This window comes from Synechococcus sp. A15-60 (genome assembly GCF_014280095.1).
GTDB lineage: Bacteria > Cyanobacteriota > Cyanobacteriia > PCC-6307 > Cyanobiaceae > Synechococcus_C.
The window spans coordinates 1,963,214-1,988,112 of the sequence record NZ_CP047933.1 but is presented as its reverse complement, the minus strand read 5'-3'; the positions used below and the strand labels follow the sequence as shown (position 1 = coordinate 1,988,112).

The following is a 24,899-nucleotide window of genomic DNA, read 5'->3' as shown; positions in this document are numbered from 1 at the left end:
AGCTACGGGCGTGAACGGGATTCTCTTTCCATAGTGAGGTCCCATGGGACCTGGTAGTGCTCTGGCCACCCGCCGATGCCGACCATCTCCTGGTCACTGCTGACCAGATGCTCACGCTGGAGCAGCAATGGCTGGCCAGTGGTCTCCCGGTGGCCGCTTTGATGGAAAGCGTTGGTCAGGGCATGGCTGAGTGGTGCCTGCAACGACCGGAACGGTTGCAACACGGTGTGTTGGTGCTGGTCGGGCCCGGTCACAACGGTGGGGATGGATTGGTGCTGGGCCGCAAGCTGCGGGAGGCCGGCGTGGCCGTGCGTGTCTGGGCACCATTGCCGCTGCGTCAATCGCTTACACAGGAGCACTGGCGCCACCTTCTCTGGCTCGGAGTGTCGCCGCTGACGGCTCCGCCTGCACCAGGGGATCCAGCCCTTTGGATCGATGCCCTGTTTGGTCTCGGGCAGAAGCGGCCCTTGCCATCGGATCTGGCTGATCTTCTCCAGCGCCGCCACCGGCAGGCTCCGGGCCGGCTGATCAGCCTCGATGTTCCTGCCGGACTGCACTCTGACTTCGGATGTCCCGTGGAGGGAGTGGCTGCCAGGGCTTCCGACACGCTGTGCGTCGGTTTGATCAAGCGTGGACTCGTTCAGGATTCAGCGCTGGACTTTGTGGGTGGGTTGCATCGCATCGATCCCGGTGTGCCAGAGCGGCTCTGTGCGGCGCTGCCGGCACCAGTGATGCGGCGCCTGATGCCCAGTGACCTCACGACGCTCCCGAGGCCTGAGCAGTCGCCGACGGCCATGAAATACCAGCGGGGAAGGCTGTTGCTCGTTGCCGGAAGTGATCGGTATCGCGGCGCCGCCCTGCTCGCGCTGCAGGGTGCCATGGCCAGTGGCATCGGCAGTGTGGAGGCCTGCGTTCCAGCTGCGGTGGCCGAGCAGCTCTGGCAGCTGGCTCCGGAAGTGGTGCTGGATGGGTCGCTTCGCTCTGATGCTGCTGGAGCCTTGGTCTGGGGTGCCGCCATGGAGGCGCGGGATTGGTCACGGTTGGATGCGCTGCTGATCGGACCCGGTTGGGGTCGAATCGAGGCCCCGTGGGACCCCTGGGCAGAACCGCTCTTGGGTTTGAAGGGATTGCTGGTGATCGATGCGGATGGCCTCAATCAGCTGGCGAGGTCGAGCGAGGGGTGGCGCTGGTTGTTGAAGCGTTCTGGCCCGACCTGGATTACTCCCCATGGCGGTGAATTTGCTCGCTTATTTCCCGACTGCCACGGGGACACGCTGCCGGAGCAGGCTGCCGCGGCCGCGGCGCGGTCAGGGGCTGTGGTGTTGTTGAAGGGCGCGCACAGTGTTGTGGCGGCTCCATCCGGTGAGGTGTGGCAGCTGACCGATACAGACCCAGCGGTGGCGCGCACCGGTTTCGGCGACCTGCTAGCGGGGCATGCCGCGGGGTGGGGGGCACGCTGTCTGGCGGCGGCTGGTTCCGTGCATGCCGCTGATCTGGCGGCATCGGCGCTGATGCATGCCCAGTCAGCCAAGCGTTGTGATCAGGGCAGCAGTGCTGGAACTGTGGTTCCCCATTTGGCTGCGATGACGAGAAAAATGATGCGTTTTTGACAGAAAACGAGAGCAATGTTCATGTTTCAAGATTTTTGCTGTGATTTCTGGGGTTTTGTGTCGTTTTCAACGCATGAATCTGAAGGGTTGCTGAAAACACATCGCTGAGAGGGAAATTCATAGGAAAGTCGCTTCACTTAGTTATCTATCCCCATGGTCTCAGCGGCAGCAGGGGTTTCTGAAACCCAAAGACGGCGAAGTAGTGATCCGATCAGTTGGTATCTCGCCACGATCGGTCGGATTCCTCTGCTGACTCCCGCTGAGGAGATTGAGCTCGGCAACCAGGTTCAAAAGTTGATGCAGCTCACGGAAGATGGAACGATTGCCTCGGATAGCGATACTTTCACGGGTCCACAACGACGCATGATTCGCGTCGGTTTGCGGGCTAAGCAGCGCATGATGAAAGCCAATCTCAGGCTTGTGGTCAGCGTTGCCAAGAAATATCAAGGCAAAGGTCTTGAATTGCTTGATCTCATTCAAGAGGGATCGCTTGGGTTGGAACGTGCGGTGGAGAAATTCGATCCAACGCGCGGTTACAAATTTTCGACTTACGCCTTCTGGTGGATTCGCCAGAGCATGACGCGCGCAATTGCGTGCCAGTCACGCACGATTCGCTTGCCGGTTCATTTGAGCGAGCGCCTCACGACCATTCGTAAAGTCAGCCTGGATTTGGCTCACAAACTCGGCGCCATGCCGAGCCGCATTGAGATCGCTGAAGCGATGGACATGCCGGTTGAAGAACTCGACTCCCTGCTGCGCCAAGCGCTGACCACCAGCAGCCTGGATGCACCTGTGAATGGTGAGGAAGGTCGCAGTTTCCTTGGTGATCTGATCGCCGACTCCTCGCTCGGAGAACCCCTCGACAAGGTGGAGCAGCGGATCCATCACGAGCAGCTGGGCCGCTGGATGAGTCATCTCAGCGAACAGGAGCAGCACGTGCTCACCCTGCGATTTGGTCTCAATGGCCATGAGCGACACACCCTGGCGGAGATCGGCCGTTTGCTGGAAGTGTCTCGTGAGCGTGTGCGTCAGGTTGAGCTGAAGGCGCTGCGAAAGCTGCGGAATCTCACCCGTCGCGTCGCTCCGAGCTTCTGATCCTCCAGACTCATCGGGGCTGACATGAATCATTGAAGCCCCCTCTCGTCTATCACGAGGCCTACAGCGCACCGCTTCCCAGTACCCATCGTTTTCCGATGGCCAAGTTCAGACGGCTGGAGGGTTGTCTGCGCGATATGGGACTGGCCAGTGATGGGCAGATGCACCGACCGTTGCCCGTGCCCCGCCGTTGGCTGGAACTGGTGCATCCACGTGGGTATCACCAGGCCTTTGCTCGCGACCAGCTCGATCGTCGGGCGCAGCGACGCATCGGTTTGCCTGCCACAACGCCGTTGGTGCAACGCACTTGGCTCGCTGTCGGTGGGACCCTGCTCACAGCCCGTCTGGCTCTCCGGCATGGTGTGGCTTGCCATCTGGCCGGTGGCACCCATCACGCCTTTCCTGACTTTGGCAGTGGGTTCTGCATTTTCAACGACCTGGCCATCACGGCACGGGTGTTGCTGGAGCAAGAGGGATTGCAGCGTGTGTTGGTGGTCGACCTTGATGTTCATCAGGGCGATGCCACTGCGCTGATTTTTCAAGGCGAAACGCGAGTGTTTACGTTTTCCGCCCATGCAGCATCCAATTTTCCAGCTCGCAAGCAGCTCAGTGATCTGGATCTGCCTTTCCAGGATGGAGTGGGCGATCAGGACTATCTCTCCCGTGTGGGTGAGTGCCTCCCAGCGCTTTTGGAGAGGTTGCAGCCCCAATTAGTGCTCTACAACGCTGGTGTGGATCCTCATCAGGAGGATCGACTGGGTCGCCTCTGCCTGACCGATATGGGCCTGTTGCAGCGCGATCATCTGGTGCTGGATGCTTGTCTGAGACGAGGCATCCCGATTGCCACTGTGATTGGTGGCGGCTACGACGCCATGACCCCTCTGGTGAAGCGTCATGCCCTGGTGTTCCGAGCGGCATCCGATCAGGCCCGTTTGCACGGGCTCTGATGTGGACTTTGATTGGAGGGTTGAAGCTCAGCCGCCCAGGCTGAGCGGCGCGCCTGAGCTCAGTCCTCGGCCCAGATGTAGTTGGTGAGTTCAGAACCATCGGGCTCAGGTGCACTCAGGGCGAAGTCCACGCAGTCCTGCACCTCGGCATCGATCTCCTTCTCGATTGCCCGCAGATCGTCAGCACTGACCAGGCCAGCACCCACGAGATCGCGCTCTAGTGCCTTAAGCGGGTCGCGCTTGGCCCAGAATTGCTTCTCCTCCTCCGCACGCAGTTCGTCCGGATCAGCCAGGGAGTGGCCGCGGAAGCGATAGGTGAGGCACTCCAGAACAGTGGGGCCTTCGCCGGCGCGTGCGCGTTCGATCGCCCGTTGCGCCGCAGCGCGAACCGCCAGCACATCCATGCCGTCGACTTCTTCCCCCGCCATACCAAAGGCACCGGCCTTGCGCCAGATCTCCGGGTCACTGGTGGCTCGGTCGTGGGCCATGCCGATGGCCCACTTGTTGTTTTCCACGACGAAGATGATCGGCAGCTTCCAGAGCTGCGCCATGTTCAAGCACTCGAAGAACTGACCGTTGTTGCAGGTTCCATCCCCGAAGAAGGCCGCAGTGACCGCATTGCTAGTGGAGTCGCCCAGGGCGTCACGCCTGTAGCGGCTGGTGAAGGCTGAGCCGAGGGCAACGGGAATTCCTTCGCCAATGAAGGCGTATCCACCCAGGAGGTGATGCTCCTTGGAAAACAGATGCATGGAGCCGCCGCGGCCTTTGCTGCAACCTGTCGCCTTGCCGAACAGCTCACTCATCACCTCGCGCGCGGGCACGCCAGCGCTCAAGGCGTGCACGTGGTCGCGATACGTGCTGCAGAACCAGTCGTGTTGGCGTTTCATCGCACCAATCACGCCGGTGCTCACGGCTTCTTGGCCGTTGTAGAGGTGCACGAAACCAAACATCTTGCCGCGGTAGTACATCTCCGCGCACTTGTCTTCGAAACGCCGACCCAGAGTCATGTCGCGATAAAGCGCTAGGCCCGTGTCCCGATCCACGCTGGCCCGCTGGGAGGTGACCAGGGTCGAGAGCCGTTCTGCATGCGCTCCAAGCAGCGATGGTCCTGCTGTTGCAGCGCTGTGTGCATCCGTGCCCATTGCGATGTCCTGACCCATGGCACCACCTGTTTGGCCTCCAACTTTAAGGGTCGATGGCGGATGAATGGGCAAAACCCCTGACACTGCCTACAGTCTGCTGCCAAGAGCTGCGCTGCTGGTGGACCTTCCCATCGATCATTTCCGCCTGTTGGGAGTCAGTCCGGCTGCGGAGCCAGAGGCTGTGCTTCGAACGCTTCAACTGCGGTTGGATCGTTGTCCAGACCAGGGGTTCACCCACGAAGCCCTGAGTCAGCGCGCTGAGCTTCTACGCCTATCCGCAGATCTGCTCACCGATGCGGTTCGGCGGAGTGACTATGAAAGGGCGCTCATGGAGTTGGGCCAGGATCACCCCGGGGAGACGGCTGGGCTCGAGCTGGCGTTCAACCGGGAGGTTGCTGGCTTGATCCTGTTGTGGGAGGCCAATGCTCCCCACGAAGCGTTCCAGCTCGCCCGACAGGCCCTGCAACCCCCTCAGGCACCCGCGCTGGGAAGCGGTCGTGAATCGGATCTGTCACTGCTGGCGGCTCTGGCTTGTCGTGATGCCGCCCGTCAAGATCAGGAGCAACGCCGTTATGAGGCCGCTGCAAACCTGCTGCAGGACGGCGAGCAGCTGCTACAGCGCATGGGCAAGCTGCCGGATCAGCGGCTTCTGCTGGAGACCGATCTCTCTCAGCTCCTCCCCTTCAGGATCCTGGATTTACTCAGTCGTGATCTGGCTGAACAATCCGCTCGCCGTGATGGTCTGGCGATGCTGGAGGAGTTCATCCGCGTCCGAGGAGGACTGGAGGGCAGTGGTCTGGACGGCCTGGCGATAGCGGACCTCCCCGCAGGCATGGATCAGGGAGCCTTCGAGCTGTTTTTTCAGCAGATCCGCCGGTTTTTGACCGTTCAAGAGCAAGTGGATCTTTACGGCAGGCTGCAGCTGGCCGGCTCCTTGGATGCGTCCTTCCTCGCTGCGATGGCTTTGGCCGCTGCAGGTTTCACCCAGCGCAAGCCGGAACGCATCCAGGACGCGCGTCAGCGTCTACAAGAGCTGGTGCTCGAAGGCCTTGACACCAAGCCGCTGTTGGGCTGCCTCGATCTTTTGCTTGGTGATGTGGAGCAGGCGGAGCGACATTTCGCCGCCAGCACCGATCCTGAATTGCAGGCCTGGATGAAGGACCACCCTGGCGACACCCTGGCGTCGCTCTGCGAGTACTGCCGCACCTGGCTGGCACGGGATGTGCTCCCCGGATATCGGGATGTGGATGCCGAGGCGGTCGACCTGGAGACCTGGTTCGCTGATCGCGATGTGCAGGCCTTTGTGGAGCGGCTAGAGCGCCAGCAGACCCGTCAGAACCCAACCAAGACGAACGACAAGAACTGGTTGCTGGGGGATGGGTTGCCGCTTTCGCTCGATCCCGATGGAACTCTGCCCCTGTCCTCGTCGGATCCATCCGCGCCGCTGAGCTCCGATGGGCAAGAAGCCGATCGTGGTGGTGAGACCACCAAGGCGTCGAAGGTCTTCCAATGGCCTTTCTTCCGGCGATCATCCCGGCCAAAGGCATCCATGCCTGAGCTGCCGCGGCCGGGGGGTCGTGCGGTTTGGATCGGGTCTGGCGCGTTTGTGGCCCTGCTGCTGGTGATCGGTGGCCTCAGTCTCGTGGGTCTGCGTCGTGATGCTGAGCTGAGCGTTTCGCCGGATGAGGTCGTGACACCATCCCCGGATGATGACGGCCCTGCAGATGTGAAACAGGAGGAATTGGTCCAGCCAGAGCCAGTGATCACGGCTGCGCCTGAACAAGCCGGGGATCCTTCCCTGCGGGTGGAGACGCCCTCCGAAGCGGAGCTCGAAGCCTTATTGCAGACTTGGTTGGACCGCAAATCCACAGTGCTTCGTGGTGCTGATTCGGCACAGGAGCTACTACAACCGATTGCCCGGGCTGGCTTGATCACCCAGGTGAAGCGTCAGCGTGCCGCCGACCAGGCGGCAGGTGTTACCCAGAACGTGGAGGCGACGATCGCCTTCATGCGCGTTGTTAGTCGCAGTCCAAAGCGCATTGAGCTGCGGGCTGATGTCGAGTACCGCGATGAAACCTTGAATGCAGCGGGTGCCGTGGTGAAACGCACCAAACAGCAATCGCTCAAACGCACCTACATCCTCGGGCGTGACAATGGCCGGTGGCTTTTGCTCGATTTCAGGCCCGGCTGAGAAGCGCGAGCGTGGCCAGTGGCTGGATTCAGCCTGCTCGGCCCGGCCACTTTTACGATCGGTGATCTGAAACCGATCCCCTGACGATGTTCGACGAGCTGTCAGCCCGCTTTGAAGACGCCGTCAAGGGCCTGAAAGGTGAGGACAAGATCAGCGACACCAACGTTGAGGGTGCGCTGAAGGACGTTCGACGAGCGCTGCTTGAAGCCGATGTGAGCCTCCCTGTGGTGAAGGAGTTCGTGGCTGAGGTCCGGGAGAAGGCCGTTGGCTCCGAAGTGGTGCGTGGTGTCAGCCCCGACCAGAAGTTCATCCAGGTGGTGCATGAACAGCTGGTGGAGGTCATGGGTGGCAACAATGCGCCTCTGGCCAAGGCCGCCGAAGCGCCCACCGTTGTGTTGATGGCTGGCCTCCAGGGTGCCGGTAAAACCACCGCGACAGCCAAACTGGGCCTGCATCTGAAGGATCAGGGCCGTCGTGCCCTGATGGTGGGTGCGGACGTTTACCGGCCTGCTGCCATTGAGCAGTTGAAAACCCTCGGTGAGCAAATCGATGTGGAAGTCTTCAGTCTTGGGGCTGAAGCCAAGCCAGAAGACATTGCGGCGGCTGGTCTGGCCAAGGCCAAGGCAGAAGGGTTCGACACGCTGCTGGTCGACACCGCCGGTCGCCTCCAGATCGATACCGAGATGATGGAGGAGATGGTGCGGATCCGCACGGCTGTGCAACCCGATGAGGTGTTGCTGGTGGTGGATTCAATGATCGGCCAGGAGGCGGCTGAGCTAACCCGGGCCTTCCACGACCAGGTGGGCATCACTGGAGCTGTGCTGACGAAGTTGGACGGCGACTCCCGCGGGGGTGCAGCACTCTCGATCCGCAAGGTGAGCGGTCAGCCGATCAAGTTCATCGGAACCGGCGAGAAGGTGGAGGCGTTGCAGCCCTTCCACCCGGAACGCATGGCCAGCCGCATTCTCGGCATGGGCGATGTGCTCACGCTGGTGGAAAAGGCCCAGAAGGAGGTGGAGCTCGCTGACGTCGAGAAGATGCAGAAGAAGCTGCAGGAGGCGACGTTTGATTTCTCCGATTTTGTGCAGCAGATGCGCTTGATCAAGCGCATGGGCTCGCTCGGCGGTCTCATGAAAATGATCCCGGGCATGAACAAGATTGATGACGGCATGCTCAAGCAGGGCGAGCAGCAGCTCAAGAAGATCGAAGCGATGATCGGTTCAATGACCCAGCAGGAGCGCGAAAATCCTGATCTGCTGGCGAGTGAGCCCTCCCGTCGTCGTCGCATTGCCAGAGGCAGTGGCCACCAGCCCGCGGATGTCGACAAGGTGCTCGCCGACTTTCAGAAGATGCGAGGCTTCATGCAGCAGATGACCAAAGGCGGGATGCCCGGAATGGGCGGGATGCCGGGTATGGGCGGTTTCCCTGGCATGGGTGGAATGCCGGGCATGGGAGGCATGCCTGGAATGCCTGGTGGGATGCCAGGAGGCATGCCTGCAGGTCGTGGCGGACGTGGCGGCGGAGCGCCCCGGCGTCAGCGCCCGGTCAAGAAGAAGAAAGGCTTCGGAGATCTCTGATCCGGCGGCAAGGTAAGTTGGTTGTTTGGCGCGACTGTCAGCTGCGCCGAACTGTTCCAATCACCAGCCAGCGCCACGATGATCAAGCTCCGCCTGAAGCGGTTCGGTAAGAAGCGGGAAGCCAGCTTCCGTCTCGTGGCCTGCAACAGCACCTCGCGCCGCGACGGTCGTCCCCTGCAGGAGCTCGGGTATTACAACCCCCGCACGAAGGAGACGCGTCTGGATGCTGAGGCCCTGCGTGAGCGACTCAGTCAAGGTGCTCAGCCCACCGATGTGGTGCGCACTCTGCTCGAGAAGGGTGGTCTGCTCGAGAAGACCATCCGTCCTGCTGAGACCGTCGGCAAGGCCAAGCAGGCTGCCAAGCGTGAGGCTGATGCCAAGCAGGCCGCCAAAGAAGCTGCAGAAGCCAAAGCCGCTGCTGAAGCAGAAGCCAAGGCTGCTGCTGCAGAGCCCGCCGCCGACGAAGCCGCTGCTGAAGGCTGATCAACAGCATGTCCGAAGCCACCTCCATCGGTCGCTTCACCTTTGATCTTCCCCACACGGAGGCTGCCCTCGCTCTCGCAGGCGGTCCCTCCTCTCAGACCCTGCGTCAACTGGAGGCTCTCACCGGAACCTCCCTGGTGATGCGGGGTCTTCAGCTAGAGATCAGCGGCAGGCCCAATCAGCTCGAACGCACGGCTGCCGTTGTGGAGCTGTTGCGCAAGCTCTGGGAAGCAGGCGAGTCGATTTCACCGGTTGATTTGCAATCGGCCCTCCAGGCGCTCGACACGGGCCGCGACCGTGAGCATGAAGCCATGGGCCAGCAGGTGCTGGCTAAGAATCAGCGCGGCAATCTGTTACGACCCCGCACCCTCCGTCAGAAGGCCTACGTCGAGGCGATGGAGCGCAACGATCTCACCTTCGCGCTCGGGCCGGCCGGAACCGGTAAAACCTTTCTGGCCACGGTGCTGGCCGTGCGCATGTTGACCGAGCGCAAGGTGGAGCGTTTGGTGCTGACTCGGCCTGCCGTTGAAGCGGGGGAGCGCCTGGGATTTCTTCCAGGCGACCTTCAGCAGAAAGTGGATCCCTATCTGCGGCCCCTTTATGACGCTCTGCATCTGCTACTCGGGGCAGAAAAAACCGCCGCTCTGCTGGAGAAGGGGGTGATCGAGGTGGCGCCACTGGCTTACATGCGTGGCCGCACCCTGGCTGAATCCTTTGTGATCCTCGATGAAGCCCAGAACACCACGCCGGCCCAGATGCGCATGGTGCTGACCCGGCTCGGGGAGCGTTCGCGCATGGTGGTAACCGGTGATGTCACCCAGGTGGATCTCCCGTCCGGTCAGTTGAGCGGTCTGGTGGAGGCCTCTGAGGTGCTGGATGGGGTGGAAGGTGTGGCGGTCTGCCGCTTGACGGCCGCGGATGTGGTGCGTCATCCCCTGGTGCAGCGCGTCGTGGAGGCCTATGCGCGCCGAGACAAAACGCATCCACGTCGGGATGGTGCGCCCCATCGCCGTTCGATGGGGAGATCCGCACCAGGCTGAAGACCACAACCCGGCCAGAGCTGGCAGGATGACTCCAGTGATCTGGGGCGACATGCCAGCCAGCAGCAATTTTCAAAACGCCATTCGCGAGGCGCAATCCAGCGCCCTCGTCGGGCCCAATGTGGTGAAGAAAGCCCTCCCCTACGTGGGAGGCGGCATGGTGCTGACCGCCGGAGGTGCTCTTGGTGGGATGGCCCTTTTGGCATCGGGGAGTGCGCTCTACATGCCCCTCTTCTTGATCGCAGCCATCGGCAACTTTGTTTTGTTCTTTGTGGCGCAGAACATCGCCATGAAGGGCGACAACGGCACAGCTTTGCCGTTGTTGTCGCTCTACAGCCTCATCAGTGGTTTCACCCTGAGCGGCCTGGTGAGCTATGCCATTCAGGTGGTGGGTTCTGCCAACCCCGCCAATCCCTACGCCGGTGTTGGTGCCGTCGGCATCGCGGCATTGGCCACGGGCGTCACCTTCGTGATTGCGTCATTCTTCGGAAGTCGCATGAGCGAGAGTGTCGGTCAGGCTCTCAGCGCTGTTGTGGGCATCGGCTTGGTGGGCCTTCTGATCGCGATGGTTGGCATCGCGATCGGAAGTTTCTTCATCCCTGGCCTCTACGAATCCACCAACCTGCTGATCTCCGGTTTTGGAACAGTGCTGTTTGTGGGCATGGCCTTCGTGGACTTTTACACGATGCCTCGCACCTACCGGGACGATCAATACCTGGCTGGTGCCCTCAGCATGTATCTCACATTTATCAATCTGTTCATCTTCGTTTTGCGTCTGATCATTGCCCTCAATGGCGGTGGTCGCCGCGACTGAATGTCACGAGCAGGGTTGCACGAAACACAACAAAGCCCCGGCCAAATCGGGGCTTTTTGCTGCCTTCGTTTCAGAGCGATTGACATCAAAAAACCTCGGAAAGGTTCCAAGGTTGCGTGAATGCCGGTTGATCCCCATCACCCGGCCGTGCGGGAAGACTAAGCGCGTTGAAATAGAAGGTGTCTCAACTTCAGATTGGCCTAATAGTGTTGCAAGCCAACGCTTCATGAAGCGAAACACCAGGTCTAGTGTCTGCTGGTTCAAGCTTCGGCTACAGCAATGACGGCATCGCCGATGGCCTGTTTCTGCCGGTCGTCGTAGCCCCAGCGTTCGAGAAAGGCCAGATCGTCGCCTTGATTCTGTCTTGCGGCCTCCAGCAGCACCTCCAGCCGATCTTTCACCCGTTGCGAATCCAGGTGGCGCAGCAGTTCCGTGCAGCGCTGATTCACCCGTTCGGAGCTGGCTGCTTGCTCGTCGTCGCTGTTGGTGCGGTGATGCACCACCATGGCGGCGCTCATCGCCAGGTTCCGGGCGGTCAGATCCACCACCCCATCTCCGGCTTCACGCAGTTTGAGCACCAGGGCTTCCGGCAGGCGATCCATGAGCACGCTGTCTCCGGCCAGGCTCACCACAAAAAAGCCGCGGGCTCCATCCCGACTGGCCACCAATTCACCGATCCGGTCTGCCAGCACCTCGTCGCTGATCTCCTCTTGGTCCCACTGCTGCAGCCAGGTCGCTGTGATTTCCATGGCCTGCTGGAAGGTGGGTTGCTGATCCGCCATGGCAGCGCAGAACGTCTCCCCCAAGGCTATGAGCCGATGCCAGGCCTGCCGCGCCCTGACGGCGCAGACTGATCCCATGCAGTCATCGCCACTCCCGGAGAATCACCGCTCCGGTTTCATCGCTCTGATTGGCCGCCCCAATGTCGGCAAATCCACCCTGGTGAACCAGTTGGTGGGAGACAAGGTGGCGATCACTTCCCCTGTCGCGCAGACCACGCGCAATCGTCTGCGCGCCATCCTCACCACCCCTACAGCCCAGTTGATCCTCGTGGATACCCCGGGGATCCATAAGCCGCATCATTTGCTGGGGGAACGTCTGGTGCAGAGCGCGCGCGCCGCCATCGGCGAGGTGGATCAGGTGCTGCTGCTGCTGGAGGGGCATCAGCCACCGGGACGTGGTGATGCCTTCATCGTCAACTTGCTGCGGCAGCAGCGTCTTCCAGTGCAGGTGGTGCTGAACAAATGGGATCTGGTGCCTGTGGATCGCAAGCCGGATGCGGATGCGGCGTATCGCGCGTTGTTGGCGGACACTGAATGGCCCGTGCATCACTGCTCAGCGCTGGATGGTGCCGGCTGCCCCGAACTGGTGTCGGCTATCAGTGCGTTGATGCCCGAGGGGCCTCGGCTTTACCCCGCCGAGATGGTGAGTGATCAGCCCGAACGGCTGCTGATGGCGGAACTGATCCGCGAGCAAGTGCTGATGCACACCCGCGAGGAGGTGCCCCACAGCGTGGCGGTGAGCATTGATCGGGTGGAGGAGATGCCGGCGCGAGGCAAGAACAAGGCGCGCACGGCGGTGCTGGCCACTGTTCTGGTGGAGCGCAAAAGCCAGAAGGGGATTCTGATCGGGAAGGGCGGTGCCATGCTCAAAACCATTGGCCAGGGCGCCCGATTGCAGATGCAAACATTGATCGATGGACCGGTCTATCTCGAGCTGTTCGTGAAAGTGGTGCCTGATTGGCGCAGTAAGCCGCAGCGGCTGGCCGAACTCGGTTACGCCGAGGAGAGGCTCTGAAGGGCTGCGGTGTCTTGCGCCGTGTCCTGCGAGGATGGGTCCATGGATGAAACCGCTTTCCCTCCAGCCGATCTCAAGGCTTTTCTGCAGCTGTGCGAAGGCCGTTGGATGAGCCTGCGCAGTCGCTTTGATTTCAAGGGGTCCGACGACGACTGGCATGCCAGTGATCGCGGCGAGGTAACGGTGACCTTCCGTGATCAGGACGGTGCTTCGGTGCTGGCGGTGCAGCCGGCTGAAGGACCGAGCAGTGCGCTGCAGTTCACCCCGGACGGTGCTCTGGCCGTGACGTCTGGAGAGGGGTCTCGCGACGGCCGCTGGCAGTTCCGGCCCGATGCCAGTGTCGAGCTGGAGCTTGGCGATGGCCAGGCAGAGGCGAAGGTGCTGGAGCGCATCTGGTTCATCAAGCCGAACCTGCGGTTGCGCAGCACCACAGCACTGGCCGCCGATGGCACACCGCTGCAGGCGCGCTTCTGCTCCGAGATCCGGCGTGTCTCAGCACCCCAGGCCTGATCTGGTGAGCGCGTATCGCCTGGATGTGGTGAGCCTCGCTCCGCAGGCGTTCGCTCCCTTGCAGGAGCTGGGGGTGATCGGTCGGGCCTTTGCCGCCAGTCGCGCCGAGCTTTATCTGCACAATCCCCGCGATCACGCCACCGATCGCTACCGCAAGGTCGACGATGAGCCCTACGGCGGTGGCGCCGGCATGGTGCTCAAGCCCGAACCGGTGTTTGCCGCCTTCGAATCGATTCCCGTGCATCCGAAGCGGCGTGTGTTGCTGATGACGCCTCAGGGCCGACCGCTGCGCCAGTCCGACCTGCAGCGCTGGGCAGCGAACCATGACCAGTTGGTCCTGCTATGCGGCCACTACGAAGGCTTCGACGAACGCATCCGTTCTCTGGCGGATGAAGAGGTGTCGCTAGGGGATTTCGTGCTCACCGGTGGTGAGCTGCCAGCGATGACGATCATCAACGGTGTGGTGCGTCTGCTGCCGGGCACGGTCGGCACCGCGGCATCGCTGGTGGAGGAAAGCCACAGCGATTGGCTGCTGGAGCATCCTCACTACACGCGCCCGGCTGAGTTCCGGGGGATGACCGTGCCGGATGTGCTGCGCAGTGGCGACCATGGCGCCATCGCCCGCTGGCGCCAGCAGCAACGGGAGCAGCGCACGGCTGAACGCCGACCGGATTTGCTGGAGCGCTGGAAGCAACGCACCGATGCCGAGAATGACCCCGGAGCCACGACCTGAACGAGCGCGCGCATGAATCTCCGCATTGGCAATGGCTATGACATCCACCGCCTCGTTCAGGGGCGTCCGCTGATCCTGGGTGGTCAGTGCCTGTCGCATCCCGACGGTCTTGGTCTGGACGGCCACAGTGATGCCGATGTGCTCGTGCATGCCGTCATGGATGCCTTACTGGGAGCGCTGTCCCTAGGAGATATCGGCAAATACTTCCCCCCGACTGATCCCCAGTGGAAAGGGGCCGACAGTTTGGTGCTGCTGAAGCAGGTGATGGCTCTTGTGAAAGACCGTGGCTGGGAGGTGGTGAATGTGGATAGCGTCGTAATCGCAGAACGCCCCAAACTCAAGCCCCACATCGAGGCCATGCGTACCGCCATCGCTGAGAGCATGGGACTCGCGCCCGATCAGGTGGGGGTCAAAGCCACCACCAACGAGACCCTGGGACCTGAAGGACGGGAGGAGGGCATCTCCTGCCACGCTGTGGTTCTGCTGAGCAAGCCATGACGCGTCTGCGCAGAGGTCTCTCTACGGTGGTTGGGTGCTGCCTGGCGGTGTTGGTTCTGCTTTCAGGTCTTGGCGATCGTCGCGCTGAAGCGTTGTCCAGTTCGGATGGTCATATTGATGTCGCTGTGATCGAGCATCTGCGCATTCAGGTTCCGCGTCAGGACCGTCAGGCCTGGCTGGACGCCGAGCGCGGCAGCTGGGAACCCTGGCTTGCGCAACAGCCAGGGTTCCTGGGTCGGGATCTGCTTTGGGATCCCAACAGCGAGGAAGGCACCTTGCTGATCCGTTGGAGCAGCCGGGATGCCTGGAAAGCGATCCCCGTTGAGGAGGTGGAAGCGGTTCAGCAGCGCTTTGAAAGCCTGGCCCGTGAGGCCACCGGTCAATCCGAGGGCAATCCGTTCCCTTTGGTGTTTGAAGGCGAGTTGCTGCCGGCGTGAGTGCACTTGAGGCGCGATTGGACCTGCAACGCCGCCGGCGGCTCGGCATGGTGGAGGCCGTCTGGGGTGAGCACAAAACTGCCGCTCAGATTGCGACCATCCTCAAGACCATGCACCACGCTGGTGAACTGGCGTTTGTGACGCGTGTGGATCCCGTGAAGGCTGCGGACGTGCAGGCCCGCTGCCCCGAGGTTCAGGTGCATGCGGCTGCCTCTTGCCTCACCCTGGGCAAGCTGCCGCCAGGCGATGGCAAGCCGTTGGTGGCGGTGCTCAGTGGCGGCACCAGTGATCGCCGCGTGGCGGAGGAGGCTGCGCTGGCGTTGCGAGTGCATGGCGTCAGCAGCGTGCCCTTCCTCGATGTGGGCGTGGCGGGTTTGCATCGCTTGCTGGCGGTGTTGCCCGATCTCGAAGCGGTGCCGGTGCTGATCGCCTGCGCAGGCATGGAGGGTGCCCTGCCCACGGTGCTTGCCGGCTTGGTGCCGCAGCCTGTGATTGGTGTGCCGGTGTCGGTGGGCTATGGCGTCAGCGCTGGTGGTCGTGCCGCTCTCGACGGGATGCTGGCCAGCTGCGCTCCAGGCCTGAGTGTGGTCAATATCGACAATGGCTATGGCGCTGCCATGGCCGCATTGCGCATCCTCCTGGGCCGTGGGTTACAAGGCAGTGGCGATGAGGCGAGTCGCGCTCAGTGAGCAGGAGGGTGAGCCTGGCCCGGCATCATCGCTTGGCTCGGCTGGGTGGGATCCAGCTCCAGCGTTGCTTCCACCCACAGGCGCATGGACCTGGGAAGGGTGTTCTGCTCATAGCGCTGCAGGGCTTCCATCAGCACCGTTGAATTCACCCAGTGCGGAGATCGAGCGGCCATGCAATCCGTGCGATCTCTGCAGGATGGGGGAGCGCCACGAAGGCAGCAAGGGGGGACGGTCGAGGTTCCGGATCAGAGTGTCGGGTCAGTTCTCCGGATCAGCTGCTGACACTGCATTTGGCACCTAGCCGTGACAGCTCATCGCTGTGAATCGGCGGCTCCACGGTCTGAAGGATGCGCAGCAAATCAAATAGATCACGACGGTCGAGTTCCCCGTTGGACTGCCACTGCATCACACGGGGATCAGGGGGTGAAGCCGCGGCAATCACAATCAATCTGTCGAAACGGATTCAACGTATCGACAGATTGCAGTCGTGAATGCAAAGAAATTCCTTGGAATCCGAAGGCTTTCTGAAGGGAGATTCAAAGGTGTTGAAGGTTTGGATAGGCCGTGACGAGTTCTTCGGCGCTGAGCACATCTCCTGAGCCATCGGGTTGCCAGATCACTTCCAGAGCCATGAGGTCACTGGAGGCGGTTGAGCCGAGGATGCGCAGTGATTCGCGCAGTTGTTCGCTGGTGTCGGCTTTTTTCAGGTTCACCGCCTGACGGCTGGCCACCAGCACGGTCACCACGATGAATTCGTTGGTGGCATCGGCATCGCCGCGACTGCTCAGTGTCGCTGCGGATGAGCGAACACCACCAACATTGGTTGTGAGTTCTTCGCGCAACTTGCTGCGCTCGGTCATCGACAGACGGTTGAAGGTGGATTCCGCTGCATTGAACGGAACGCTGCCTGATTCCACATTGGCGTAAACCCAGAGGTCGGGTTGCCGCAGTAAGGCCAAGGTGGTGTCCTGCAGGACCCGTTGCAGTCCAGAGGAGCTGCTGGTGTCAGCACTGGCCGCCAGCTGTCGCAGGTCGGTTTGCAAATCCTTGGCACTGGCCAGAAGGCCCATCTGGAGCTGCAGCAGCGAGACCGGACCACCGGAGATTTCGCGTGGATTGTCATAGCCACCGACGGCGACGCGGCTCCCGGATCCTGCACCCCGCGCCGCATTCACCAGAACCCCCACGATGCCCATTAGCAACAAGAAGGGCAGCAGGCCGCCGCCACCGAGGCCAAAGATCGGAATGATGAAAGGGAAACCGAAGCCGCCGCCGCCGTAACCGCGGCTGTAGCCACCGCCCATGCCACCACCTCCGTAGCCGCCGCTTCGCGGCATCGAGGGAGCGCGGAAGCTGCCACCTCCGATGCGGCCACCCCGTGCTGCTTCGCTGGGCTGTGGCATCAGCACCAGCAGTCCAATCAGGAGCACAGGCACCATCAGGCCCGAAAGCCAACGGCGCAGCAGACGACGGGTCGAGCGGTTCGGCGAATCGGCCAAAACAGCGGGAAGAGCTTTAAAGACTCTAGGAACCCCCGCCCACGATGGTGACGATCTCGAGGCTGTCACCATCCTTTACAGTCTGCTGCGCCCAGAGATCCGGCGTGAGGATCAACCCGTTGAATTCCACCACCACCAACTTGGGGTGATGGCCGAGGGCTTCGATCACTTGGTTGAGGCGTGTCAGGCCTGCATCGAGATTGCGCTGTTCACCATTCACCTTGAGCTGCATGGGTCGGACCTGAGGGAGGATGGAGCAGGAAAAGGGGTATGCAGCCGTGAAGGGCCAGCTCAGGCGAGCTGGTGGAGCAGCTGCTGGCTGGCCTCTACAGGGTCATCAGCCGCCATGATCGCGCTCACTACGGCAACGCGGGAGGCGCCGGCCGCACGAACTTCGGCAATCGTGCTGGTGTCAATGCCACCGATGGCGAACCAGGGCACCGTGGCGGCCGCATGGGCATTGCGCACCCAATCGAGTCCTGCAGGGGTCCGGCCGGCTTTGGTGCGGGTGGCAAACACAGGCCCAACTCCGACGTAGTCAGCACCGTCGTCTTGGGCCTTCATCAGATGCTCAAGCCGGTGGGTGCTGCGACCAATCAGCTTGTCGCTACCCAGCAGCTCACGCGCTTCTGCATGGGGCAGGTCGTCTTGGCCGAGATGCACGCCATCGGCATTCACCAGGAGTGCAAGATCGATGCGGTCGTTGACGATGAACAGGGCTCGGTGACGGCGGCACAACTCAGCGAGTTGCCTGGCCTCCTGCAGTCGCAACCGATCGTCGCCCTGCTTTCTCCGGTATTGCACCAGGGTGATGCCAGCGTTCAAAGCCGCCTCCACCCGCTTCAGCATCGCGCTGCTGTTGCCATCAAGACCCGGGTCGGTGATCAAGCAGAGCTTGGCCTTCTCCAACTGCTGGCGTCGATGGTTGTAAGCGCAGGCCTCAAGGATGCGCACTTCAAGGTCATAGAGGGCGTAACGCACCGTGGCTGCTGTGGCGGCCAGGGGGGCGTCAGTGGTGCGGGCAAACTCCTCGATCACCCGTAGGGCTTCCTGCACACGACTGGCATTGGCCTTCACCACTTGGCTGCTGTCCGTGCGTGTCTGCTGCGCTGGGTGGCTGAGGCCAGCAGCGGTGTCGGTGGCGGTGGAGCGTGCCTGCCGATACAAATCCGCATGCAGCAATCCGAGCTGCTGGCGCCAATCTTTCAGGGGCACCACAAGGTCCTCGCGGTCCAGCCCGAAGCGGCACCAGTCCTCGATCACCCGCAGTCCCTCACGGGCCCTGTCCAGGTTGGCGTCGATCAGCCTTGCAACACGTGGCTCAGTGCTGGGGGCGACAGGCATCGGTTCCATGGCACTCTGGGCAGAATCTCATGCCTGGGGCGGCGATGGAGAACGGTGGATCTGAAAGCACGATGCACGTGCTGGTCTGGGGAATCATCCTGCTTGGCAGCATCGGCGTCTTCATCGTTTGGGGGTTGTCCAACGCTTACCCCGCCGTTTCCTGAAGTCGCTCTCGTGCCTGCTGGGCATCGCGACTGATCTGCGCACTGAGTTCCTCCAGGCCAGAAAAGCGGCACTGGCCCCGCAGCCGTTCCACGGGCTCCACCCTGAGGGTGCGCCCCTCTAGGTCCCGCCTTGTGTCGAGCAGATGCACCTCCACGGCGGAGGGCGAGTCGGGGTCGACGGTGGGTTGCGGTCCGAGGTTCATTACGGCGGGCAATGCAGCGTTTTCACCATCCACCCAGGCCCAGGCCGCGTACACCCCCAGTCCCGGTAAAAACTTGCGCCCATCCACCTGAAGATTGGCGGTGGGCCAGCCGAGCTGATGGCCAAGGCCTCGGCCCTGAACGACGGTTCCCTGAAATTGATAGGCCCGCTGGAGCAGCTCGCGCGCAGTGATCAGGTCACCCTCGCTGAGGGCCTGGCGAATCCGGCTGCTGCTCATACGGCCACCTGGATCCTCCAGGATCGGCACGACGGTCACACGCACGCCGGCGGCTTCCGCCAGCGCCTTCAATGTTTCGGCTCCGCCTTCGCGACCGCGGCCAAAGCGGAAGTTGGCCCCCACAGCGATGTGACGTGCCTGCAGAGTTCCGATCAGCATCTCCTCCACGAAGCGGCTGGCACTCAGCTGCGCCAGCTCCCGGTTGAAGGGCACCAGCACCAGTTGCTGGATGCCCAGGGGGGCCAGAAGATCCAGTTTTTCCTCAGGCAGGTCGAGGCGCAGTCTTGGCTCCCCATGCAGCACCTCTCGGGGGTGAGGCCAGAAGCTCACCACGGTGGGGATGCCGCCGGCCGGCTCGCGGCACACGGCATCGATCACCCGCCGGTGTCCGGCATGCAGGCCATCGAAGCTGCCCAGAGCAAGGGCGGTGGACTTGCAGGCCTGCTGTGGCGAGCAGAGAGGGATCAACGGGCCGTGCACGGTGCGGTGGTTGATGGCAAGTTTGGACGACAGACCTCCACGCCCGCATGGCTGATCGGCTCGACTTCCAGTTGCTGGCCCTCGGCCTGCGCCGCACCGCTTGGATCCGCTTCTGGATTCAGACCGCCCTCGGCGTGGTGGTGGTCGGGGTGCTGATGTTCAACAACATCGGCGGCAGCCTCTCCCGCAATGCCGATCGGGCTGTGGGCCTGAGCCCTGGCCTGTCGCTCACCACCCTGTCGTTTTTGGTGCTGCTGTTCAGCCTCTGGCAGGGATGGCTGATCGTGCGCCTAGGTCGCGCACTCGACAGTGGGGCGCGTCCCAGCCGGGGCGAAGCCAGTCGGTTGATCAAGCGCGGAATCTTGGCCGATCTGCTCGGCTTGGTGTTCGCGGCAGTGGGGTATCAGTCGCTCGCGGGTGCCTTGTTTGTTCAAGCGTCCCAGCAGACCCCCGGCATTGCCATTGGTGGCCAGGGAGTGGCTGAAAACCTGGCAATCACCTCGCTGGAGATGCTTTCGGTGTTGAGCAACACCCAGGTGTTGTTCGCGCACCTGATCGGCTTGTTGTTCTCGCTGTGGTTGCTGCAGCGGATTTACCGCACTCGCTGACCTCCTAATTCCAGTTGCGGAAGGCTGCCCAGGGAGCCGCGCCAGAACAGCTCTGGCTGGATGGGGGTGAGTGACGGGGCGTTCGCTTCGATCTGAGCCACATCCGTGGGCCAATCACGGGGGCCGTCGCCGCCTGATTCCAGATCTTCCACCACTTCACCGGCGAGCCAGTAATACGTGCGTCCCTGGGGGTCTTTGCGTGGGCTGAACTGTTCGTCGTAACGACGGATCGACAGACGAGTCCAGCGCATCGGTCCCATGGTCTCCGCCCTGCAGGGCGGCAGGTTGAGATTGAGCAGGAGGTTCTCTGGCCAGCCTTCCCGGAGTGCTGATTCGGCGGCGTCAACAGCAATCTGTGCGGCCCCCTCGAAATCGCGCCACTTGAAGCAGGCGCTGCTCACAGCCATGGCGGGCCGCTGCTCGAGCGTGCCCTCCATGGCAGCAGCCACGGTGCCGGAACAGAACACGTCGGTGCCGAGATTGGGACCGTGGTTGATGCCCGAAAGCACCAGGTCTGGTGGTGCATCCAAAAGTTCGAACAGTGCCAACTTCACACAATCAGCTGGTGTGCCGCTGCAGGCCCAGGCGGTGATGCCGTTGCCAAACAACTGGTCAGCGCGCTCGGCTCGGATCGGTTGCTGCAGGGTGAGCCCGTGGCCAGTGGCGGAGCGCTCTTTGTCAGGACAGACCACTGTCACTTGGTGGCCACGGCCGGCGGCGGCTAAGGCCAGGGCTTTGATGCCGTCGGCAAACACGCCGTCGTCATTGCTGATCAGGATCCTCAGCGGGGCCATCGGGGTTGCAAGAGCCTGTGGGGCGAACCTAGTCGTGACCACTGCTTACAGTCAGCTGCCGTCTTCCCAAAGCCGTGAGCGCCACCATCACCCTGCAGCAGCTCACCGATCAGCTCGATGCGCTGGAAGCTGAGGCCGCCGAAGCCATTGCAGCAGCTGCGGATGCCGAGGCGCTTGAGCAGTTGCGTGTCGGCTTGCTCGGCAAGAAGGGCCGGCTCTCCGGTGTGCTTGGTGCGATGGGCAAGTTGCCTGGCAATGAACGGCCTTTGGTGGGGCAGCGGGCGAACGTGCTCAAGACCCAAGTGCAGTCATTGCTGGGTGATCGTTTGCAGGCGGTGAAACAGGCCGCCATGGAGGCGCGCATCGCTGCCGAAACCCTGGATGTCACAGCGACCGCCCAGGGAACACCGATGGGGCACCGTCACCCCCTGATCTCCACCACAGAGGAGATCGTTGATCTGTTCTGCGGACTGGGATATCAGGTGGAGGAAGGCCCAGAGGTGGAAACCGACCATCACAATTTCACCGCGCTGAACATTCCACCGGACCATCCGGCCCGGGACATGCAGGACACCTTTTATTTGAAAGACAACCTGCTGCTGCGCACCCACACCTCACCGGTGCAGATCCGCCATCTTGAGAACAACGCACCACCGGTAAGGATCGTGGCTCCCGGCCGCGTGTATCGCCGTGATGCGGTGGATGCCACCCATTCCCCTGTGTTTCACCAGGTGGAGGTGCTCGCGATCGATGAGGGTTTGGATTTCAGCCACCTGCGCGGCACGGTGATGGCCTTTCTCAAGGCCTTCTTCGGTGATCTGCCGGTGCGGTTCCGTGCCAGCTATTTCCCCTTCACCGAGCCTTCCGCAGAGGTGGATGTGCAATGGCGTGGCCGCTGGCTGGAAGTGATGGGCTGTGGCATGGTCGATCCTGCTGTGCTGGAGGGTCTGGGTCTGGATACCGAGCGTTACAGCGGTTTTGCGGCCGGCCTGGGTGTGGAGCGGTTCTGCATGGTGCGCCATGGCATTGATGACATCCGCCGCCTTTACACCAGTGATTTGCGCTTTCTTGAGCAGTTTTAAGCGGCGTTCATCGTTCGTTTCGATCTCATTTATGCGTCTCAGGTTCGCTGTTGACGTCCATTGGCATTACTGAGCGATTCACCTAGAAATGACCTTTGTGTGAATCTCAATGGCACGTCTTGGATGGCGGCTGACGGCCTTGGCCACCCTCGTCATCGGAGCCGGGCTTGGTTTGCATTTCGGTGTTTCTGGTTGGACGGCAACCTCAGTGAAGGCAGGAATTGATGCCACTGGCCGAAGTTCCCTGGCACTGTTTTCGATGGCTTTTGTGGCTTCGAGTGTGCATCGCCTCTGGCCATCGACTGCCAGTCGATGGATGCTTCAAAACCGGCGTTGGATTGGGTTGAGTTTCGCGTCCTCCCATGCGATTCACCTGGCGTTGATCGTGACAATGTCGTTTGACTTCCCTGATCCCTTTCTCAGTGAGCAGTCGGCTGGCAAGTGGCTGCTAGGAGGGGTCGGCTATTTCTTTGTTGCCCTGATGGCACTGACGTCATCCAATGCCGCCCAGCGGTGGATGGGGATGAAGCACTGGAAGCGACTGCACGTCATCGGCTCCTATTGGCTCTGGGCTCAATTTTTTCTCACCTATGTGAGCCACATCAAGCAGGGCCCCACTGATTTTTATGCTCCCTTCCTTGGATTCACCGTGCTTCTTCTGGTGATCCGCTGGATTGGTCACCTCAGGCCCAACAGACCGTTGAGCCCTGTTGGCTAATCAATCCTTTAAAAATTGGGCCTGCGTACAGGCCCGATCAGGGGGTTTTGAACCGGTCCAGCGACGCCATAGGTCACAACGAATCCTTGACCCCCTCCAAATGTGGAGGTGCGGCCTGTGTAGGTGGGGTTGATGACAACATCACCATCGAACCAGTTGTTGGCACTCCAAAGGTTTCCAGCATCATCAATGATCACATCGGTGGTGATTTGAATGACACCACTCTGGTAGTTGTGAATCACATCGCCAGTGGTTTTTCCTTCAGGGCAATTGGCGGGATTGATGCCGCAGATGTGAATCAAGCTTTGACCATACAAATTACCGACCCAGACATTGTCGTTGCCGTCAATTGTCACTCCCCAGGGAACATACGCGGTGCCCTTGGCGATGTTTTGCTTCACCACTGTTAGATCGGGTGCAATCAAACCAACCATCCCAGCCTGAGTGAGGTTGGGGTTGTAGAGATAGAACTCAGCACCCGCCTCAAACTCTTGCATGATGGTTTTGGGTTGTGGTGCGTTGGCGGGGATATTGGGTGGCATTTTTCCGCCTGGAGGAAGTGCTCCTTGAGGTGAATTGGATTGTTGGGCAATCCAAACGTGCCCTGTTGAGTCAATAGCCACACCACGCGCCCCAAGGTTCACTTCGATTGTTTTGGCCTGATCAGGAGCGTCCCCTGGAAACACGGTGAGTTTGTTGTTGTAACTGCTGCTCACCCAGACTCTGTTCCGAGCGTCAACGGCGACACCGAAGGGGGCTTGCAGTCCATCAATGATGTGGCGCTTCCCTTGGGTGTAATCACCACCGGGGAACTGAATCATGTGGTTACCCGTGTTGTCGGCGATCCAAACGTCGCCATTGCGCGCCGTGGCGACGCCTTGAAGTTGACCCACTTCCCCGTCAATGGTGGCTGGTCCGAGGGCGTTGCCGTTTTTGAGATCAAACACCCCGACCCTATTGTTGAACGCACCAACCCAGGCGTATTTGTCTGAGACTCCAGTCCCCCAGCCCACACCGTTGATGCCTTGGCCGTTGTAGCCGCTAATGGCGGGTGAGAGGGGAGTGCCACCGGGGCCGAAGTGGGTCATGCCGCCGCCGATGTTGTTCACCACGCCGGATTGAGAGCCTGGCATCCAGTTGGTTCCACTCCACATGCTTCCTTTTCCGTCAAACATCAACTTCCCGAGGGCTAAAGCGCCGCCACCGTCGAAAACCAGGGAAAGGGAAAAGCTTTTGGGTTGAAACAGCAGATAGGGAGCCGTAGCTGTTGTGCGCAGCTGCGTGGCTTGGTTGATCGGGTAGGAGCTTTGGAACAGCTCATAGAGCGCGCTGGTGTTCTTCCAGGGTTGACGGGCAATGGATGTCATTGCCGAGAGCGTGTTCTCTGAATTCGTCAGTGCTAGCAGCTGATAGCACCCTTGCGATTGCTGCGGTTGCCCGCACAAAGCAACCAGATCTGAGAGCACATTCATCCGAGCCGCGGTTTCGGAATTCAGCAGGTTGGTGCTTTTCAGCAACGTTGCACCAAAGCGACCTGTGCTCTGATCCACCAGGTTCTCAACTTGGCTCGAACCGATCGTTAAAGCGCTTTGGCTCCCCTCCAACGCTGTGCCTTTAAGCAACTGCGCATTGGGCCAAACGGATCCAACGGTGGTGAGCTCGTTGATGGCCACCTGCTGATTCTCATCTCCTCCGAGCACCGTGAGCATGGTGAGCTGGTCGGCGCTGGATCCGCCGATCTCGCCCCCCTGGGCCACGAGGTAGTGGACGACCCCTGGCGTGGCTCGAACCTTGACACTGAACGCACCGCTTTTGGTCGAGCGATGGGTGCTCAGTTGTTTGGGGGATTGGCCGGCCTGGGTTTGCCAGAGGGTGATGGATGAGCCGCTCACCGGCTGACCTTTCAGGGAGATCTGCCCTTTCAATGTTGAATGCCCTAGGGCTTCGACAGATCCTGTTGCTGCCCCGACAGCCAATGCACTCAGGGCGAGGGCGCGTCCAAGGGTTTTAAGGGCTTGCATGGAGGTCGCTGCTTCGAGGACGGTGCTTTTTCTTTCATAGACATGAAATGACGAGTTGGTCGACACTTCGATCGAAATCACGGGCGGATGGGTGCACCATGGGACGAGGCTCGCTGTCGACACTTCGGCGGAGGTGCGCCCTCAGTGGGCGCCTCTTGCGTCACTGCTGCGTTCCTGCTGGCGCTG

General features: G+C 61.3%; 28 protein-coding genes. 17 read left to right on the top strand and 11 right to left on the bottom strand.

All coding sequences use genetic code 11. The annotated features are described in order from the left end of the window. The first annotated feature begins 56 nt into the window (after positions 1-56). From SynA1560_RS10895 to SynA1560_RS10885, 3 genes are all read left to right on the top strand, one after another. A complete protein-coding gene (locus SynA1560_RS10895) occupies positions 57-1,610 on the top strand; it encodes an NAD(P)H-hydrate dehydratase (protein ID WP_186500506.1) in 1,554 nt (517 codons plus the stop codon). 153 nt (positions 1,611-1,763) lie between these two features. After that, positions 1,764-2,705, top strand: coding sequence for an RpoD/SigA family RNA polymerase sigma factor (locus SynA1560_RS10890; protein ID WP_186469286.1), 942 nt, complete (start codon positions 1,764-1,766; stop codon positions 2,703-2,705). A 32-nt stretch (positions 2,706-2,737) separates the two neighbouring features. Continuing rightward, complete coding sequence (locus SynA1560_RS10885; RefSeq protein WP_186500505.1) at positions 2,738-3,652, top strand: histone deacetylase; 915 nt, start codon at positions 2,738-2,740, stop codon at positions 3,650-3,652. Between the two features lie 59 nt (positions 3,653-3,711). Here the strand turns inward: SynA1560_RS10885 and pdhA are convergent, their stop codons facing one another. Next, entirely contained in the window at positions 3,712-4,812 is a 1,101-nt protein-coding gene (pdhA, locus tag SynA1560_RS10880; RefSeq protein WP_186500504.1) for a pyruvate dehydrogenase (acetyl-transferring) E1 component subunit alpha, read from the bottom strand. 46 nt (positions 4,813-4,858) lie between these two features. On the opposite strand from pdhA, the gene SynA1560_RS10875 reads away from it, so the two are divergent. The 5 genes from SynA1560_RS10875 to SynA1560_RS10855 all read left to right on the top strand — a co-directional run bounded on the left by SynA1560_RS10875 (position 4,859) and on the right by SynA1560_RS10855 (position 10,899). Further along, complete coding sequence (locus SynA1560_RS10875; protein WP_186500503.1) at positions 4,859-6,985, top strand: IMS domain-containing protein; 2,127 nt, start codon at positions 4,859-4,861, stop codon at positions 6,983-6,985. Between the two features lie 86 nt (positions 6,986-7,071). Beyond that, on the top strand, positions 7,072-8,562 hold the full coding sequence (gene ffh / locus SynA1560_RS10870; protein WP_186500502.1) for a signal recognition particle protein: 1,491 nt from the start codon (positions 7,072-7,074) through the stop codon (positions 8,560-8,562). Between the two features lie 78 nt (positions 8,563-8,640). Beyond that, positions 8,641-9,045, top strand: a complete 405-nt coding sequence (rpsP, locus tag SynA1560_RS10865) for a 30S ribosomal protein S16 (RefSeq protein WP_186469281.1) — start codon at positions 8,641-8,643, stop codon at positions 9,043-9,045. 8 nt (positions 9,046-9,053) lie between these two features. After that, positions 9,054-10,085 carry a PhoH family protein gene (locus tag SynA1560_RS10860; protein WP_186469280.1) on the top strand — a complete coding sequence of 344 codons (1,032 nt, stop codon included), beginning with the start codon at positions 9,054-9,056 and terminating at the stop codon, positions 10,083-10,085. A gap of 52 nt (positions 10,086-10,137) precedes the next feature. Beyond that, positions 10,138-10,899 carry a Bax inhibitor-1 family protein gene (locus tag SynA1560_RS10855; RefSeq protein WP_186469279.1) on the top strand — a complete coding sequence of 254 codons (762 nt, stop codon included), beginning with the start codon at positions 10,138-10,140 and terminating at the stop codon, positions 10,897-10,899. Positions 10,900-10,902: 3 nt separating this feature from the next. Here the strand turns inward: SynA1560_RS10855 and SynA1560_RS10850 are convergent, their stop codons facing one another. Both SynA1560_RS10850 and SynA1560_RS10845 read right to left on the bottom strand, forming a co-directional pair. Next, complete coding sequence (locus tag SynA1560_RS10850) at positions 10,903-11,163, bottom strand: hypothetical protein (RefSeq protein WP_186500501.1); 261 nt, start codon at positions 11,161-11,163, stop codon at positions 10,903-10,905. Further along, positions 11,160-11,681 carry a hypothetical protein gene (locus tag SynA1560_RS10845; RefSeq protein ID WP_186500500.1) on the bottom strand — a complete coding sequence of 174 codons (522 nt, stop codon included), beginning with the start codon at positions 11,679-11,681 and terminating at the stop codon, positions 11,160-11,162. The genes SynA1560_RS10850 and SynA1560_RS10845 overlap by 4 nt, the downstream gene beginning before the upstream one ends. A 76-nt stretch (positions 11,682-11,757) precedes the next feature. On the opposite strand from SynA1560_RS10845, the gene era reads away from it, so the two are divergent. Genes era through larB form a run of 6 tightly spaced genes read left to right on the top strand, consistent with a single transcriptional unit; the run spans position 11,758 to position 15,563 of the window. Further along, positions 11,758-12,696 (top strand): GTPase Era, encoded by a 939-nt coding sequence (gene era, locus SynA1560_RS10840; RefSeq protein ID WP_186501661.1) that lies wholly within the window; start codon positions 11,758-11,760, stop codon positions 12,694-12,696. 42 nt (positions 12,697-12,738) lie between these two features. Next, on the top strand, positions 12,739-13,206 hold the full coding sequence (locus SynA1560_RS10835; protein ID WP_186469276.1) for a phycobiliprotein lyase: 468 nt from the start codon (positions 12,739-12,741) through the stop codon (positions 13,204-13,206). 4 nt (positions 13,207-13,210) lie between these two features. Next, entirely contained in the window at positions 13,211-13,939 is a 729-nt protein-coding gene (trmD, locus tag SynA1560_RS13865; protein ID WP_255476938.1) for a tRNA (guanosine(37)-N1)-methyltransferase TrmD, read from the top strand. A gap of 12 nt (positions 13,940-13,951) precedes the next feature. Then, positions 13,952-14,437 (top strand): 2-C-methyl-D-erythritol 2,4-cyclodiphosphate synthase, encoded by a 486-nt coding sequence (ispF, locus tag SynA1560_RS13860; protein ID WP_255476937.1) that lies wholly within the window; start codon positions 13,952-13,954, stop codon positions 14,435-14,437. Further along, positions 14,434-14,874: a TIGR03792 family protein gene (locus SynA1560_RS10825; RefSeq protein WP_186500499.1), complete on the top strand. Its 441-nt coding sequence runs from the start codon at positions 14,434-14,436 to the stop codon at positions 14,872-14,874. Before ispF ends, SynA1560_RS10825 begins: the two co-directional genes overlap by 4 nt. Further along, positions 14,871-15,563, top strand: coding sequence for a nickel pincer cofactor biosynthesis protein LarB (gene larB, locus SynA1560_RS10820; protein ID WP_186500498.1), 693 nt, complete (start codon positions 14,871-14,873; stop codon positions 15,561-15,563). The genes SynA1560_RS10825 and larB overlap by 4 nt, the downstream gene beginning before the upstream one ends. On the opposite strand, the gene SynA1560_RS10815 is transcribed toward larB, so the two are convergent. The 6 genes from SynA1560_RS10815 to SynA1560_RS10790 all read right to left on the bottom strand — a co-directional run bounded on the left by SynA1560_RS10815 (position 15,557) and on the right by SynA1560_RS10790 (position 19,478). Beyond that, entirely contained in the window at positions 15,557-15,736 is a 180-nt protein-coding gene (locus SynA1560_RS10815) for a hypothetical protein (RefSeq protein WP_186469273.1), read from the bottom strand. The genes larB and SynA1560_RS10815 overlap by 7 nt on opposite strands. A gap of 98 nt (positions 15,737-15,834) precedes the next feature. After that, positions 15,835-16,005, bottom strand: a complete 171-nt coding sequence (locus SynA1560_RS10810) for a hypothetical protein (protein ID WP_186471248.1) — start codon at positions 16,003-16,005, stop codon at positions 15,835-15,837. A 94-nt stretch (positions 16,006-16,099) separates the two neighbouring features. Beyond that, on the bottom strand, positions 16,100-17,062 hold the full coding sequence (locus tag SynA1560_RS10805; protein WP_255476936.1) for a DUF1517 domain-containing protein: 963 nt from the start codon (positions 17,060-17,062) through the stop codon (positions 16,100-16,102). A gap of 25 nt (positions 17,063-17,087) precedes the next feature. After that, positions 17,088-17,294, bottom strand: a complete 207-nt coding sequence (thiS, locus tag SynA1560_RS10800; RefSeq protein WP_186500496.1) for a sulfur carrier protein ThiS — start codon at positions 17,292-17,294, stop codon at positions 17,088-17,090. A 59-nt stretch (positions 17,295-17,353) separates the two neighbouring features. Next, entirely contained in the window at positions 17,354-18,415 is a 1,062-nt protein-coding gene (locus SynA1560_RS10795; RefSeq protein WP_186500495.1) for a thiamine phosphate synthase, read from the bottom strand. Positions 18,416-18,551: 136 nt separating this feature from the next. Beyond that, entirely contained in the window at positions 18,552-19,478 is a 927-nt protein-coding gene (locus SynA1560_RS10790) for a bifunctional riboflavin kinase/FAD synthetase (protein ID WP_186501660.1), read from the bottom strand. 59 nt (positions 19,479-19,537) lie between these two features. Between SynA1560_RS10790 and SynA1560_RS10785 the strand changes: the two genes are divergently transcribed. Then, a complete protein-coding gene (locus SynA1560_RS10785; RefSeq protein WP_186469269.1) occupies positions 19,538-20,098 on the top strand; it encodes a DUF3611 family protein in 561 nt (186 codons plus the stop codon). Here the strand turns inward: SynA1560_RS10785 and surE are convergent. Further along, positions 20,083-20,892, bottom strand: coding sequence for a 5'/3'-nucleotidase SurE (gene surE / locus SynA1560_RS10780; RefSeq protein ID WP_186469268.1), 810 nt, complete (start codon positions 20,890-20,892; stop codon positions 20,083-20,085). The genes SynA1560_RS10785 and surE overlap by 16 nt on opposite strands. Positions 20,893-20,966: 74 nt before the next feature. Here surE and pheS point away from each other — a divergent pair, with 74 nt between their 5' ends. Both pheS and SynA1560_RS10770 read left to right on the top strand, forming a co-directional pair. Further along, entirely contained in the window at positions 20,967-21,974 is a 1,008-nt protein-coding gene (gene pheS, locus SynA1560_RS10775; protein WP_186500494.1) for a phenylalanine--tRNA ligase subunit alpha, read from the top strand. A gap of 139 nt (positions 21,975-22,113) precedes the next feature. Then, entirely contained in the window at positions 22,114-22,692 is a 579-nt protein-coding gene (locus tag SynA1560_RS10770; RefSeq protein ID WP_370523157.1) for a ferric reductase-like transmembrane domain-containing protein, read from the top strand. An 8-nt stretch (positions 22,693-22,700) separates the two neighbouring features. Here the strand turns inward: SynA1560_RS10770 and SynA1560_RS10765 are convergent, their stop codons facing one another. Continuing rightward, the gene (locus SynA1560_RS10765; protein ID WP_186469265.1) at positions 22,701-24,713 is read right to left on the bottom strand and encodes a hypothetical protein; all 2,013 of its coding nucleotides are present in this window, start codon (positions 24,711-24,713) and stop codon (positions 22,701-22,703) included. Positions 24,714-24,899 lie beyond the last annotated feature (186 nt).

Excerpts from the sequence above, each read along its gene's own strand:
- SynA1560_RS10890 (WP_186469286.1), top strand. The coding sequence starts at position 1,764 with ATGGTCTCAGCGGCAGCAGGGGTTTCTGAAACCCAAAGACGGCGAAGT.
- pdhA (WP_186500504.1), bottom strand. The coding sequence starts at position 4,812 with ATGGGTCAGGACATCGCAATGGGCACGGATGCACACAGCGCTGCAACA.
- SynA1560_RS10875 (WP_186500503.1), top strand. The coding sequence starts at position 4,859 with ATGGGCAAAACCCCTGACACTGCCTACAGTCTGCTGCCAAGAGCTGCG.
- ffh (WP_186500502.1), top strand. The coding sequence starts at position 7,072 with ATGTTCGACGAGCTGTCAGCCCGCTTTGAAGACGCCGTCAAGGGCCTG.
- rpsP (WP_186469281.1), top strand. The coding sequence starts at position 8,641 with ATGATCAAGCTCCGCCTGAAGCGGTTCGGTAAGAAGCGGGAAGCCAGC.
- SynA1560_RS10860 (WP_186469280.1), top strand. The coding sequence starts at position 9,054 with ATGTCCGAAGCCACCTCCATCGGTCGCTTCACCTTTGATCTTCCCCAC.
- SynA1560_RS10855 (WP_186469279.1), top strand. The coding sequence starts at position 10,138 with ATGCCAGCCAGCAGCAATTTTCAAAACGCCATTCGCGAGGCGCAATCC.
- SynA1560_RS10845 (WP_186500500.1), bottom strand. The coding sequence starts at position 11,681 with ATGGCGGATCAGCAACCCACCTTCCAGCAGGCCATGGAAATCACAGCG.
- era (WP_186501661.1), top strand. The coding sequence starts at position 11,758 with ATGCAGTCATCGCCACTCCCGGAGAATCACCGCTCCGGTTTCATCGCT.
- SynA1560_RS10835 (WP_186469276.1), top strand. The coding sequence starts at position 12,739 with ATGGATGAAACCGCTTTCCCTCCAGCCGATCTCAAGGCTTTTCTGCAG.
- ispF (WP_255476937.1), top strand. The coding sequence starts at position 13,952 with ATGAATCTCCGCATTGGCAATGGCTATGACATCCACCGCCTCGTTCAG.
- SynA1560_RS10825 (WP_186500499.1), top strand. The coding sequence starts at position 14,434 with ATGACGCGTCTGCGCAGAGGTCTCTCTACGGTGGTTGGGTGCTGCCTG.
- SynA1560_RS10815 (WP_186469273.1), bottom strand. The coding sequence starts at position 15,736 with ATGGCCGCTCGATCTCCGCACTGGGTGAATTCAACGGTGCTGATGGAA.
- thiS (WP_186500496.1), bottom strand. The coding sequence starts at position 17,294 with ATGCAGCTCAAGGTGAATGGTGAACAGCGCAATCTCGATGCAGGCCTG.
- SynA1560_RS10795 (WP_186500495.1), bottom strand. The coding sequence starts at position 18,415 with ATGGAACCGATGCCTGTCGCCCCCAGCACTGAGCCACGTGTTGCAAGG.
- SynA1560_RS10785 (WP_186469269.1), top strand. The coding sequence starts at position 19,538 with ATGGCTGATCGGCTCGACTTCCAGTTGCTGGCCCTCGGCCTGCGCCGC.
- surE (WP_186469268.1), bottom strand. The coding sequence starts at position 20,892 with ATGGCCCCGCTGAGGATCCTGATCAGCAATGACGACGGCGTGTTTGCC.
- SynA1560_RS10765 (WP_186469265.1), bottom strand. The coding sequence starts at position 24,713 with ATGCAAGCCCTTAAAACCCTTGGACGCGCCCTCGCCCTGAGTGCATTG.